Raw genomic sequence first — 12,734 nt, 5'->3', positions numbered from 1 at the left:
ATTTTTAAGGGAGGAATCGTCACTATGTATATCGGCATCGATCTCGGTACGTCCGGGGTCAAAGTGATTCTGCTCAGTGAACAGGGCGACGTGCTGGCCTCGCACACTGAGAAACTGACCGTTTCGCGCCCGCATCCGCTGTGGTCCGAGCAGGATCCTGAGAGCTGGTGGCGGGCGACGAACAGTGCGATGAAGGCATTAGGTGCTCAGCATTCACTGGCAGAAGTGAAGGCGTTGGGCATTGCCGGGCAAATGCACGGGGCTACGCTGCTTGATAACCAGCTGCGGGTTCTGCGTCCGGCGATTTTATGGAACGACGGCCGCTGTGGTGAAGAGTGTACGTTGCTGGAGCGCGCGGTGCCTCGTTCGCGGGAAATTACCGGCAACCTGATGATGCCGGGTTTTACCGCACCGAAGCTGCTGTGGGTCAAACGGTATGAGCCGGAGGTGTTTAGCCAAGTCGATAAAGTGCTGTTGCCAAAAGATTTTCTGCGTTTGCGTATGACCGGCGAGCTCGCCAGTGATATGTCGGACGCGGCAGGCACCCTGTGGATGGACGTGGCGCAGCGCGACTGGAGCGACGAAATGCTTCAGGCCTGTGGATTAAGCCGCGACAACATGCCCGCGCTGTTTGAAGGCAGTGAGATTACCGGCACGCTGCTGCCGTCGGTGGCGCAGGCGTGGAACATGCCCGCCGTACCCGTGGTGGCCGGTGGCGGTGATAACGCGGCCGGCGCCGTGGGTGTGGGTATGGCCGATGCCGGGCAGGCGATGCTGTCGCTTGGCACATCTGGCGTCTATTTTGCCGTCAGTAACGGCTTCCTCAGCAGACCGGAAAGCGCAGTGCACAGTTTCTGCCATGCGCTGCCGGGTCGTTGGCATCTGATGTCGGTGATGTTAAGCGCCGCATCCTGCCTCGACTGGGCAGCAAAACTGACCGGGCTGGGCGATGTTCCGGCCCTGCTGGCGGCGGCGAAAACGGCGGATCAAAACGCCGAGCCGGTGTGGTTCCTGCCGTACCTGTCCGGGGAGCGAACTCCGCATAACAACCCGAATGCCAAAGGCGTCTTTTTCGGGCTGACGCATCAGCATGGCCCGGCTGAGCTGGCGCTGGCGGTGCTGGAAGGCGTGGGCTTTGCGCTGGCTGACGGAATGGACGTGGTGCATGAATGCGGTATCACGCCGAAAAGCGTGACCCTGATTGGCGGTGGCGCGTGCAGCGCATACTGGCGACAAATACTGGCAGATATCAGCGGCATTGCCCTTGAATATCGTACCGGCGGCGACGTCGGCCCGGCGTTGGGCGCAGCCCGTCTGGCGCAGTTGGCGATGCACCCTGACATTCCGGTGACTGAACTCTTGCCGCAGCTGGCTCTTGAGCAAACGCACCAGCCGGACGCAGCCAAAAATGCCGCGTATGCCCCGCGTCGTGACGTCTTCCGTCAACTGTATCAGCAGTTAAAACCACTGATGTCCTGAATGCGCGGTTAGCTGTCCTTTTTTGACCTTAGCAAGACGCCTTTTCGTGGCCACAATGGTTTACACCGACACGAAAAGGAGTCTGACTATGTCCCGCACCGCCCTGATTAACATTGATACCCAGCAGTCTTTCGAACAGCGTCCGTTTTGGAAGACTACCGATTTACCGGCGTTTCAGGCCGCAATGCTGACGCTGATTTCGGGCTGCCAGCAGCATAATATTCCGGTGGTCGATATTTTCCACGTCGACGACCAGGGGCCGTTTTCTCTTGAAAGCGGCTTCGTCAAACCAATGTCCTTTTTGCGCCATCAACCCGATGTCATTTTTCACAAGCACGTCCATAACGCGTTCACCGATACGGGCCTCGACTTCTGGCTGCGTAGTCGCGATATCAATCACCTGATTATCTGCGGGCTGCGCACCGAACAGTGCTGCGAAACCACCACGCGCGTGGCGTCCGATCTCGGTTATCAGGTGACGTTTGTCACCGAAGCCACGCTGACCTTTCCGATGACGCATAAAGGCGTTACGCTGGATGTTGAGACGCTGCGCCACCGCACGGAAACCGTGCTGGAAGGGCGTTTTGCCACCGTCAAAACCGTAACGGAGACGCTTGAATCGCTATGACTACCGATGTCTGGTTCGTGATGCTGCCTGGCGTGCTGTCGCTTGATATGACCGGCCCGGCAGAGACCTTTGTGCTGGCGGGCGATGCGTTTCGCCTGCATTACATCGGGCCAGACACGCAGGTGCCAACCTCCATCGGCATGACGATGGGCAACATTCAGCCGCTGCCGGAAACGCTTCCGGCGGGCAGTCTGCTGGTGCTGCCCGGTGTGTGCGATTCAAACCACTACTTTTCCACTCCGCAGGCCGAGCAGGTTCGCCGCTGGCTGACGCGCCAACAGCCCTTGCTGCACGCCGGGAAAATCAACCTGATGTGCGTTTGTTCAGGCTCACTGCTGGCGGCGAAAGCCGGGCTGCTGCACGGCGTGCAGTGCACCACTCATCATGACGTGATTGCACGGCTGAAGGCCGCCGCGCCTGGCGCGATGGTTAAAGAGAACCGCATTTTTATTGAAGACAAAGGCATCTGGACCAGCGCCGGGATCACGTCCGGTATCGACCTGGCCCTGCATCTGATCAACCGGCTGTATGGCCCGGAGCGGGCGATGGCGGTGGCGCGTGAAATGGTGGTGTGGTTCCGCCGTTCCGGCGACGATCCGCAGCTTTCACCCTGGCTGCGCTATCGCAACCATCTGCATCCGGCAATTCATCGCGCGCAGGATGCGTTGACCGCGGCCCCGCAGCACGCGTGGGCGCTGGTGGATATTGCCGCACGGGCGCACGTTACGCCGCGCCATCTGACGCGGTTGTTCAAACAGCATCTGGGCGTCAGCGTGAGAGATTATCTTGAGCAGCTTAGGCTGGTGCTGGCTGAGCAGCGGTTGTTGCAGGGAAGCGGCGTCGAGCAGGCGGCTCAGGCGGCGGGCTTTACCTCTGCCCGCCAGCTGCACCGCGCCCGTCAGCGGGCGTTAGCTGACCAGACGACGGGTATCGATTCGCTGCACCAGCATTGAAAGCAGCAGGCTGCCCACCAGCGTCGTGCAGAAAATCCACACGATATCCAGCAGCGGCCAGCTCTTAAGCTCCAGGCCGCTGGAACGTAGCGCGTGAATGACCAGCGCATGAAAACCGTAAATCCCCAGTGAATGCTGTGAGATGGTGCGTAATCCCGGTAATTCGCGGCCATTCAGGGTATTTTTCACCAACGTTAACAGCGTAACGGCGCAGATGAACACCATCGGCCCGGCGTACAAATACCAGGTGTCGGCGAAGTTGCCGCGCCATTTCAGTTCGTGCAGCGTTCCGCGTGAGATAACCCACACCGACGCGGCGAACAACGCGGCACACAGCAGCGTCAGCGGCTTTTTATCCGTATCCATCATCCCCAGCGCGCGGCCCAGCAGGCCATACAGCACGTAATAAAACGTGTCGCCGTCGATGTATAAATTCACTGGCAGCCATTGAAAGCTCCCGGTTTTCAGCGGCACGGTATTTGGGTTCGCAACGATGCCGAGCACAATCATCAGCGCCAGTAACATCCAGCCATTGACACTTTTGACCTGAATCAGCGGCGAAAGCAGGTAAATCACGAAAATCGCGAAGAAAAACCACAGGTGATAGAACACCGGCTTCTGCAGCAAATATTTCAGCGACAGCTCAGCATTGATGTGGGTAAACAACAGGATATACGCCAGCGCCACCGCGCTGTAGAACAGCAAACACAGGCCGATGCGCAGGAAATGACGCGGCGCGGCGCTGCGCTCACCAAAAAACAGATACCCTGACATCATGAAAAACAGCGGGACGCTGACCCGGGAGGCAGAGTTCAACAGATTGGCGATATCCCAGTTGAACGGGCTAATACTGTGGGCGTTGGTGATATACCAGGTTGTCGTGTGGATCATCACCACCATCAGGCAGGCAATCCCTCGCAGGTTGGTAATCCAGCTAATCTTTCCCGACATCAGTTCCTCAAAAATAGGGTGATAAAAAAAGTCTGACCTGTGAGTGTAGCCGCTGTCGGCAGGGAATAATCTGAGTTTTGCACGCCAGGCTTGTCGACAAGGGAACGTATTCGCAGAATGCGTGGTCAGAAAAAGCGTCTAGTCTTAAAAATGACAATAACAGGCAAAGAATAAGGCCGTAATTAAAAATGATGATCAAGTCTTTCATGCCCTTGCTGCTGGTCACGTTGCTGGTAGGGTGCAGTACCCCACAGGCTCCCGAACAAAAAGCGCAGCGCGCAAAAGTGGCCCCGACAAGCTCGCTTAATATGGAGCACTTGTGTAAGGACAAAGCAGCGGAGCGGTACAATACTGGCGCCCAGAGTGTCGACGTGACAGGTTTCGAGCAGTTCCAGGGCAGCTACGAGCTGCGAGGCTTTACGCCGCATAAAGAGAGTTTCGTCTGTTCTTTCGATGCAGACGGCCAGTTTTTACACCTTTCGATGCGCTGAGTGGCGGCGATGGCGGGGGGAAAAGTCTGACGTTTCCCCAATATTCCCTCAATTTTCCGCAAACAACGTCCATTCATACTGTATATCTCGCATCCAGCGGGTATACTTGACCCTTCCTTAAATCCACACGTATCCAGCACGAAAAAATATGCAAAAGTTTGATACCAGGACTTTCCAGGGCCTGATCCTGACCTTACAGGATTACTGGGCTCGTCAGGGCTGCACCATTGTTCAACCACTGGACATGGAAGTAGGCGCTGGCACCTCCCATCCGATGACCTGTCTGCGCGCGCTGGGCCCAGAGCCGATGGCCACTGCTTATGTGCAGCCGTCCCGCCGCCCGACCGACGGTCGTTATGGCGAAAACCCGAACCGCTTACAGCACTATTACCAGTTCCAGGTGGTGATTAAGCCATCGCCGGACAACATTCAGGAGCTGTACCTCGGGTCTCTGAAAGAGCTGGGTATGGACCCGACCATTCACGATATTCGCTTCGTGGAAGACAACTGGGAAAACCCAACACTGGGTGCCTGGGGTCTCGGTTGGGAAGTGTGGCTGAACGGTATGGAAGTGACGCAGTTCACCTACTTCCAGCAGGTTGGCGGTCTCGAGTGTAAGCCGGTTACCGGCGAAATCACCTACGGTCTGGAACGTCTGGCCATGTACATTCAGGGCGTAGACAGCGTTTACGACCTGGTCTGGAGCGACGGCCCGCTGGGTAAAACCACCTACGGCGACGTGTTCCATCAGAACGAGGTGGAGCAATCCACGTACAACTTCGAATACGCGGATGTCGACTTCCTGTTCTCCTGCTTCGAGCAGTATGAGAAAGAAGCACAACAGCTGCTGGCGCTGGAAAACCCGCTGCCACTGCCTGCCTACGAGCGTATCCTGAAGGCCGCTCACAGCTTTAACCTGCTGGATGCGCGTAAAGCCATCTCCGTCACCGAGCGTCAGCGCTACATTCTGCGCATTCGCACCTTGACCAAAGCGGTGGCTGAAGCCTATTACGCTTCCCGTGAAGCCCTTGGTTTCCCGCTGTGCAACAAGAATAAATAAGAGGCGGCCATGTCTGAAAAAACTTTCCTGGTGGAAATCGGCACCGAAGAGCTGCCACCAAAAGCCCTGCGCAGCCTGGCGGAATCTTTTGCTGCGAACGTTACTGCGGAACTCGATAACGCAGGCCTGGCTCACGGTAACGTTGAGTGGTTTGCGGCCCCGCGTCGTCTGGCGCTGAAAGTTGCCGCGCTGGCGGAATCTCAGCCCGATCGCGAAGTTGAAAAACGGGGCCCGGCCGTGTCTGCTGCATTCGATGCAGAAGGCAAACCGAGCAAAGCGGCTGAAGGCTGGGCGCGTGGCTGCGGTATCACCGTTGATCAGGCCGAGCGCATGGTCACCGATAAAGGTGAATGGCTGCTGTACCGTGCGCATGTGAAAGGCGAAAGCGCCGAAGCGCTGCTGCCAAACATGATTGTCACGTCACTGGGCAAACTGCCTATTCCGAAACTGATGCGCTGGGGTGCGTCCGACGTGCAGTTCGTGCGTCCGGTTCACACCGTGACCCTGCTGCTCGGCGATAAAGTCGTACCGGCGAAAATTCTGGGCATCGATTCCGATCGCGTTATTCGCGGTCACCGCTTTATGGGCGAGCCGGAATTCACCATCGACAACGCCGATCAGTACCCGCAGATCCTGCTGGAACGCGGCAAAGTCATGGCGGATTACGAATCACGTAAAGCCAAAATTAAAGCAGATGCGGAAGACGCGGCACGCAAAATCGGCGGTAACGCTGACCTGAGCGAGAGCCTGCTGGAAGAAGTCGCCTCGCTGGTCGAATGGCCGGTGGTGCTGACGGCGAAATTCGAAGAGAAATTCCTCGCCGTTCCGGCTGAAGCGCTGGTGTACACCATGAAGGGTGACCAGAAGTACTTCCCGGTCTATGGCAACGACGGCAAACTGCTGCCGAACTTCATTTTCGTCACCAACATCGAATCGAAAGATCCGGTGCAGATTATTTCCGGTAATGAAAAAGTGGTTCGTCCGCGTCTGGCGGATGCAGAATTCTTCTTCAATTCCGACCGTAAAAAGCGTCTGGAAGATCATCTGCCGCGTCTGCAGACCGTGCTGTTCCAGCAACAGCTGGGCACGCTGCGTGACAAAACTGACCGCATTCAGGCTCTGGCGGGCTGGATTGCTGGCCAGATTGGCGCTGACGTTAACCACGCGACCCGCGCGGGTCTGCTGTCCAAGTGCGACCTGATGACCAACATGGTGTTCGAGTTTACCGACACCCAGGGCATCATGGGCATGCACTATGCGCGTCACGATGGTGAAGCCGAAGATGTGGCCGTTGCGCTGAACGAACAGTATCAGCCACGTTTTGCGGGCGATGATCTGCCGTCCAACCCGGTAGCGTGCGCGGTGGCGATTGCCGATAAGATGGATACCCTCGCGGGCATCTTCGGTATCGGTCAGCACCCGAAAGGCGACAAAGATCCATTTGCACTGCGTCGTGCGGCGCTGGGCGTGCTGCGTATCATCGTTGAGAAGAACCTCAACCTTGACCTGCAAACCCTGACCGAAGAAGCGGTGCGTCTGTACGGTGACAAGCTGACTAACGCTAAGGTTGTCGATGAAGTTATCGACTTCATGCTCGGCCGTTTCCGTGCCTGGTATCAGGACGAAGGTTACACCGTCGACACCATTCAGGCGGTGCTGGCGCGTCGTCCGACCCGTCCGGCTGATTTCGATGCCCGCATGAAAGCCGTGTCGCACTTCCGTTCTCTGGACGAAGCCGCTGCGCTGGCTGCCGCTAATAAGCGTGTTTCCAACATTCTGGCGAAGTCTGATGAAACACTGAACGACGTCGTTCACGCCTCAGTGCTGAAAGACGCGGCGGAAATCAAGCTGGCGACCCACCTGGTCGTTCTGCGCGATAAACTGCAACCGTTCTTCGATGAAGGCCGTTACCAGGATGCGCTGATTGAACTGGCCTCCCTGCGCGAGCCGGTGGACGAGTTCTTCGAGAGCGTAATGGTTAACGCCGACGAGAAAGACGTGCGTATCAACCGTCTGACGCTGCTCAGCAAGCTGCGCGAACTGTTCCTGCAGGTAGCGGATATTTCTCTGCTGCAATAATCGGTTATACGTCTAAAGCAACCCGCCGAAAGGCGGGTTTTTTTTGCTAATAAAGTTCTAAAGCGCCCGGCGGCGCTACGCTTGCCAGGCCTACGTTCCGTCCAGTGCCTTGATGTTGTCGGCCCTATACGCGTCTGCGCGTTAGTACGCTCCCTCCAGAGAAACGATCCCGTCCTCCGTTTTCAGCCAACGCGGCGCTTTCAGCGTTCCGGCGAAATAGAACACCAGTTGATACAGTAAATCACGGATTGTCCGTTCGGTTTTTGTCGCCAGCGAACCGCTCAGCAATAGCTGGGTTAAAGCCTGACAGTAATCGCCTAGCTGGTCGGCTTCCATTTCCAGCGTCGGAAGGTCAGCAGGTATCTCCTCAACGGTCAGGCTGGCGACCAGATACGTCGGGATGGGCTCGAGCAGCGTGGGTTGCAGCAGGTCGAGACAGGCCGACAGTCGGCCGCACAGCGCCATTTTCTGCGCCGGATCGTCGCATTCCACTATCACTTCCACGAAACGTTCGCAGTTGTCTGCCAGTTCGGTGAAATCGGTTGTAGATGTAAACGGCACGGTAAACAGCATGCCGTCGAGAGTTGGGGTTATCGCCATAGTGGCAGCCTCCGATGAGTGTTTTATTATCCCCACCGGAAAGGTCAATTCCCTGGTGGCGGACTGAGCGAAGTTGACCTTACCGGCCTCATCGGATACCGGCGCACCCGAAGGTGCCCTCACTCAGCCCACCATTGAGGTGTAGCAGAGCTCACGACATAACAGCTATGTCGCCGATGATGTTGGCAGGAGGTCAATCCCGACACCTGATGTGCAGGTGCGAAGCGACAATACTGCTGACCGAAATCGGCGACAACGTTTTTCCACTGTATGAGTATGGATATTATCATTTCCTGAAGCATGCCCGCAAAACCGCCCAGAAACAGTGGCCAACATTTAACCTTGAAACCCTGCCCAGATTGCGGGTATCCTGTATCCCGACTTTTCTCTTCTCTCTGGAGCGCATCCCGAAAATGAACAATCACGACTGATGAATTCGGCCCTGGCATAACGCAAACGCGTTGGCGGGGATGGTTTTTGATTTCATTCAGGAGTGCTTATGGCTCATTTTTGTGCGCAATCCCCTGCGTTTATTTTGCATCAGGTCACCTGTCAATTTGCGACGGGCGATATTCTTTTTGGTCCTGTTGATCTCTCGCTTGAGCGTTCGCTTTGCGGCTTAGTTGGGCGCAACGGCAGCGGGAAAACGCGCCTGTTGCAGCTGCTTGCAGGCGTCGAAATGCCTGCCCACGGGCATATCGAACACTTTTCCACGGTGGCGTATGTCGCTCAGCAACCGCTGCTTTCTGCGGACAGTACGCTGGCGGATTTACTCGGCCTGACGGCGATATTTTCCGCTCTGGGCCGCGTGAATAACGGCGAGATGCAGCCGGAAGACAGCGATGTGCTCGACGGTCACTGGGATATTGCGGAGCGCCTGAGTACGGCGTTTGCCGCATTGTCGCTTCCCGAGTTTGACGCGTATCGTCCGGCTTCATCCCTGAGCGGTGGTGAACGCGTGAAAGCGTTGCTGTGCGCCGCATTCCTTTCCGGGGCCGATTATCTGTTACTCGACGAACCGACTAACCATCTGGATAGCGACGGGCGGGCATGGCTTTATCAGCAGCTTGCACAGTGGCGCGGCGGGGCGCTGATTGCCAGTCACGATCGCGAATTACTGGCGCAGGTGCCGCATATTCTCGAGTTATCTGCCGGGAATTTGCGCCATTACGGCGGTAATGTTGATGTGTATCAGCAGCAGCGAGAGGCCGAACAGCAGGCGGCTCGTTCGGCGCTCGACCATGCAGCGACCGAGCGACGACGAACCCGCCAGCGTTTGCGTAAAGAGCATGACAATAGCCTGCGGCGCTCCGCACAAACGCTGCGAACCGTGGATTCACTGAACATCGCCTCGTTTGAGCGAGTCGCTTACAAAGGCGCGGCCAAAGCCCGGCCCGGCACGCTGCGCCGCCAGCATCATGAACAGAACGAAGCGTTGAACGCGGCGGTTAATCAGGCGCGTGAACGCGTGGAGGATGAAACGCCGGTAATGATGACGCTGCCGGGCAACCACGTTGCGGCGGGCAAGCAGGTGCTGGACGTTCACGATCTGGTCCTGGCGCATTCCTCGCTCACGCCGCTGAACTGGCGCATGGATGGCCCGATGCGCGTGGCGCTGCGGGGGCCGAACGGCTGTGGTAAAACCACGCTGCTGAAAACGCTTCTCGGGCTGGAGTTGCCGGTGAGCGGCAGCTGTAAGTTGTCGGTGAATGCCGCCTGGCTCGATCAGCATCTGAGTCAGTTCAGTCTGTCGCTGTCGGTGATGGAGCATCTGAGTCTGGCGGATACCCTGATGGAAGAAGGCATGCTGCGCAGCCGCCTGGCCCAGCTACAGTTGACCGCCGAAAAGGTGGGCTTGCCGTTGTCATCATTAAGTGGTGGAGAACGCCTGAAAGCGGCGCTGGCCAGCGTGTTATGGCGGCGAGAAGCGACACAACTTTTACTGTTGGACGAGCCTACCAATCACCTTGATTTGGCGTCGACGCAGGCCATTGAAATGGCATTGTCCGGTTTCCCGGGGGCGATGTTAGTCGTTTCACATGATGAAGCGTTTCTGCGGGGGCTGAAGCTGACACATAGTCTGGAATGGCAGGATACGGGCTGGGTATTCACGGCGCTGTAATCAAAAACCCCCGCATTCGCGGGGGTAAAATAACAACGTTATTCCATAAGCTGTCTGCTTAATCGGGGGTCGGCCTGGATCAGGCGCATCAACTTCAGCTCGGCAGGGGACGGTTTTTCTCGTCTCGATTCCCACTCATGTACCATCGCTACGCTGACGCCCATCGCTCGGGCAAAATCATCGATCTTCAAACCGGAGCCTTTACGCAGTTGCTCAAACTCGGTAAAGGCTGTGGGCTTTTGGGTCAGGGTCATTCTCTGTGAATCATCTTTGAAAACAATTTGTTCAAGACTGGAAAGCAGTTCGTACATAGGATCTTTATTTGTCATTGAGAACTCCTCTTTACCCGTCATACATCAAGCTGCAGGCATGTTGTCCTGCAACTCGAATTATTTAGGGTATACATCTCACCGTGGGCACGTGAACAACAAAGAGCCTATTAAGAATAGTCAGTAAAAAGGGTGAGGGGTGATAACGGGAGTGACTATTCGTGCGATGTCTTTTGCCTGACCGATTCAGCCTTTCGTATGGGGCGACTAATTATTTGATAAAGATACGGGAAAGTTATTCAGCACAATTTTTGTAAATCGTAAGTAAAAATGTGGCAAAAGGCGGGCGCTGATACCCGCCGTTTGTCCGTCAGGCCTTTTGTGTCGCCTTGCTAACCGGTGCGGCAGCGTTTTCAGCCGAGCGATCGGTTTTGGTCATGGCGTATTTCACCATCAGCGCGGTGGCGGACAGCAGCGCTGGGATCGCCAATAGCATGAAGATGGTTTCAAACGACAGCTGCGCCTGCATCAGGAATACGCCACTGAACGCCCCGAGAATGCCGCCGAAACGTCCAATGCCTAACATCCACGCCACGCCCGTGGCCCGGCCCTGAGTCGGATAGAACCCGGCTGCCAGCGCGGGCATGGAAGACTGCGCCCCGTTCATGATGCTGCCTGCGACGAATACCATCACGCCCATCAGTACCAGGCTGCTGGTGGAGAACCCGACCAGGCAGACGAATATGCCGGTCAGCAACCAGCCCACCGCGACCACTTTGTTTGGGTTAAATTTGTCCATCAGCGCCCCGAGTACCAGCACGCCAATTCCGCCGCCGAGTGGGAACAGGGCGGTGATGATCGAAGCCTGACTCATGCTGGCGCCCGTTTCACGGATAAGCAGCGGTAGCCAGCTGGTCAATAAATAGAAAATCAGCAATCCCATGAAGTAGGTCAGGCACAGCATGACCGTGCCGAGCGCGTAGCGTGGCGAGAAAATCACACCCAGCGCCGATTTATCCTTAACGCCGCCCACTTCGTGCAGCACAAAGCGCGTGTCGGTGGCGATCGGAGCAATGCGATGCAGAATGGTTGCCACCTGCTGCTGAGATTTGTTTTTCGCCACCAGATAACGCACCGATTCCGGCAACAGGAAAATCAGCACAACGGCCAGCAACAGCGGCATCACGCCGCCGAGGATCAGCACGCTTTGCCAGCCATACTGCGGAATTAACCACGCGGAGATAAACCCGCCTAGCGAGGAGCCAATCGGGAAACCGACGAACATCAGGTTCACCAGCAAAGAGCGGCGGCGTTCCGGGGCATATTCGCTCATTAGCGTGGCGGCGTTTGGCATTGCGGCACCGAGGCCAAGCCCGGTGAGGAAGCGCAGCAGCGTCAGCTGGTTGAGGCTGGTGGCCGCGGCGGTCATCAGGCTGAAGCCGCCGAAGGCCACAATGGAGAGGATCAGCACTTTCTTACGACCAATACGGTCGGCCATCGGACCTGCGGTCAGCGCCCCGACGGCCAGCCCGACCAGCGCCGCGCTCATCACTGGGCCTAACGCAGATTTCTGCACGCCCCATTCCTGCACGAGGTCAGAGGCGATAAAGCCGATAATAGCGGTGTCAAAACCGTCCATCGCCACGGTAATGAAGCACAGCACGAGGATCATCCACTGGTATTTCGTGAAAGGATTCTCGTTGATAAAGGCCTGGATATCGGTTGTTGTCTTTGTCATATCGCGATTCCTGGGAGGTAAGTTGTGCGATTATCGAACGTAAATCCGTTAATCGTTCATCAATCAAACCATCAGGAGGCTTTTTCGACAACGTGCTGGCCGGGGGAAGCGTGCGATTATCGTACGCCGGGCTGACGTCAGCGCCAAAAATCTGAAGAAAGGTGTATTAATTCATTTAGTTATCGTTATGAATTCAGGCGCTGGCAATATCATTAATTGTGATGTGGGCAACAAATAATTAACATTCTTCGCGAGTGAGGAAAGTGTGCGACTTTTCCCAATGCGAATGAAGGAAAGAGTATCCTGCGAGGCTTGCGTCGACTATCCTTGTCAGCGTCAGGCACGTGTGTGCCAGTTTGCGCTT

General features: G+C 56.5%; 11 protein-coding genes. 7 read left to right on the top strand and 4 right to left on the bottom strand.

Annotated elements, in window-relative coordinates; all coding sequences use genetic code 11:
• Positions 1-24 precede the first annotated feature (24 nt).
• From xylB to MUU47_RS14230, 3 genes are all read left to right on the top strand, one after another.
• The gene (gene xylB / locus MUU47_RS14240; RefSeq protein WP_258988827.1) at positions 25-1,479 is read left to right on the top strand and encodes a xylulokinase; all 1,455 of its coding nucleotides are present in this window, start codon (positions 25-27) and stop codon (positions 1,477-1,479) included.
• Between the two features lie 88 nt (positions 1,480-1,567).
• Positions 1,568-2,107 (top strand): isochorismatase family protein, encoded by a 540-nt coding sequence (locus MUU47_RS14235; protein ID WP_258988826.1) that lies wholly within the window; start codon positions 1,568-1,570, stop codon positions 2,105-2,107.
• Positions 2,104-3,060, top strand: a complete 957-nt coding sequence (locus MUU47_RS14230; RefSeq protein ID WP_258988824.1) for a GlxA family transcriptional regulator — start codon at positions 2,104-2,106, stop codon at positions 3,058-3,060. The genes MUU47_RS14235 and MUU47_RS14230 overlap by 4 nt, the downstream gene beginning before the upstream one ends.
• Here MUU47_RS14230 and MUU47_RS14225 read toward each other — a convergent pair.
• Positions 3,016-4,011 (bottom strand): acyltransferase, encoded by a 996-nt coding sequence (locus tag MUU47_RS14225; RefSeq protein ID WP_258988823.1) that lies wholly within the window; start codon positions 4,009-4,011, stop codon positions 3,016-3,018. The genes MUU47_RS14230 and MUU47_RS14225 overlap by 45 nt on opposite strands.
• A 188-nt stretch (positions 4,012-4,199) precedes the next feature.
• On the opposite strand from MUU47_RS14225, the gene MUU47_RS14220 reads away from it, so the two are divergent.
• The 3 genes from MUU47_RS14220 (at position 4,200) to glyS (ending at position 7,641) form a co-directional block, all read left to right on the top strand.
• Positions 4,200-4,502, top strand: a complete 303-nt coding sequence (locus tag MUU47_RS14220; protein ID WP_258988821.1) for a YsaB family lipoprotein — start codon at positions 4,200-4,202, stop codon at positions 4,500-4,502.
• Between the two features lie 148 nt (positions 4,503-4,650).
• Complete coding sequence (gene glyQ / locus MUU47_RS14215; protein ID WP_110510263.1) at positions 4,651-5,562, top strand: glycine--tRNA ligase subunit alpha; 912 nt, start codon at positions 4,651-4,653, stop codon at positions 5,560-5,562.
• A gap of 9 nt (positions 5,563-5,571) precedes the next feature.
• Positions 5,572-7,641: a glycine--tRNA ligase subunit beta gene (glyS, locus tag MUU47_RS14210; RefSeq protein ID WP_159769221.1), complete on the top strand. Its 2,070-nt coding sequence runs from the start codon at positions 5,572-5,574 to the stop codon at positions 7,639-7,641.
• 141 nt (positions 7,642-7,782) lie between these two features.
• On the opposite strand, the gene MUU47_RS14205 is transcribed toward glyS, so the two are convergent.
• On the bottom strand, positions 7,783-8,241 hold the full coding sequence (locus tag MUU47_RS14205; protein WP_125354352.1) for a hypothetical protein: 459 nt from the start codon (positions 8,239-8,241) through the stop codon (positions 7,783-7,785).
• Between the two features lie 499 nt (positions 8,242-8,740).
• Between MUU47_RS14205 and MUU47_RS14200 the strand changes: the two genes are divergently transcribed.
• Positions 8,741-10,363 (top strand): ATP-binding cassette domain-containing protein, encoded by a 1,623-nt coding sequence (locus MUU47_RS14200; protein WP_258988819.1) that lies wholly within the window; start codon positions 8,741-8,743, stop codon positions 10,361-10,363.
• A gap of 38 nt (positions 10,364-10,401) precedes the next feature.
• Here MUU47_RS14200 and MUU47_RS14195 read toward each other — a convergent pair whose 3' ends face one another.
• Together MUU47_RS14195 and MUU47_RS14190 are read right to left on the bottom strand one after the other, a co-directional pair.
• Complete coding sequence (locus tag MUU47_RS14195) at positions 10,402-10,692, bottom strand: HTH-type transcriptional regulator (RefSeq protein ID WP_159757253.1); 291 nt, start codon at positions 10,690-10,692, stop codon at positions 10,402-10,404.
• A 310-nt stretch (positions 10,693-11,002) separates the two neighbouring features.
• Complete coding sequence (locus tag MUU47_RS14190; RefSeq protein ID WP_258988818.1) at positions 11,003-12,370, bottom strand: MFS transporter; 1,368 nt, start codon at positions 12,368-12,370, stop codon at positions 11,003-11,005.
• Positions 12,371-12,734 lie beyond the last annotated feature (364 nt).

The organism is Scandinavium hiltneri, from assembly GCF_024764835.1.
Classification (GTDB): Bacteria; Pseudomonadota; Gammaproteobacteria; order Enterobacterales; family Enterobacteriaceae; genus Scandinavium; species Scandinavium hiltneri.
Note: the sequence above shows the minus strand (reverse complement) of the source record. Positions and strands in the feature narration are given on the sequence as shown.

What these genes read in the sequence shown, in the direction of transcription:
- xylB (WP_258988827.1), top strand. Translation starts at nt 25, where the DNA reads ATGTATATCGGCATCGATCTCGGTACGTCCGGGGTCAAAGTGATTCTG.
- MUU47_RS14235 (WP_258988826.1), top strand. Translation starts at nt 1,568, where the DNA reads ATGTCCCGCACCGCCCTGATTAACATTGATACCCAGCAGTCTTTCGAA.
- MUU47_RS14230 (WP_258988824.1), top strand. Translation starts at nt 2,104, where the DNA reads ATGACTACCGATGTCTGGTTCGTGATGCTGCCTGGCGTGCTGTCGCTT.
- MUU47_RS14225 (WP_258988823.1), bottom strand. Translation starts at nt 4,011, where the DNA reads ATGTCGGGAAAGATTAGCTGGATTACCAACCTGCGAGGGATTGCCTGC.
- MUU47_RS14220 (WP_258988821.1), top strand. Translation starts at nt 4,200, where the DNA reads ATGATGATCAAGTCTTTCATGCCCTTGCTGCTGGTCACGTTGCTGGTA.
- glyQ (WP_110510263.1), top strand. Translation starts at nt 4,651, where the DNA reads ATGCAAAAGTTTGATACCAGGACTTTCCAGGGCCTGATCCTGACCTTA.
- glyS (WP_159769221.1), top strand. Translation starts at nt 5,572, where the DNA reads ATGTCTGAAAAAACTTTCCTGGTGGAAATCGGCACCGAAGAGCTGCCA.
- MUU47_RS14205 (WP_125354352.1), bottom strand. Translation starts at nt 8,241, where the DNA reads ATGGCGATAACCCCAACTCTCGACGGCATGCTGTTTACCGTGCCGTTT.
- MUU47_RS14200 (WP_258988819.1), top strand. Translation starts at nt 8,741, where the DNA reads ATGGCTCATTTTTGTGCGCAATCCCCTGCGTTTATTTTGCATCAGGTC.
- MUU47_RS14195 (WP_159757253.1), bottom strand. Translation starts at nt 10,692, where the DNA reads ATGACAAATAAAGATCCTATGTACGAACTGCTTTCCAGTCTTGAACAA.
- MUU47_RS14190 (WP_258988818.1), bottom strand. Translation starts at nt 12,370, where the DNA reads ATGACAAAGACAACAACCGATATCCAGGCCTTTATCAACGAGAATCCT.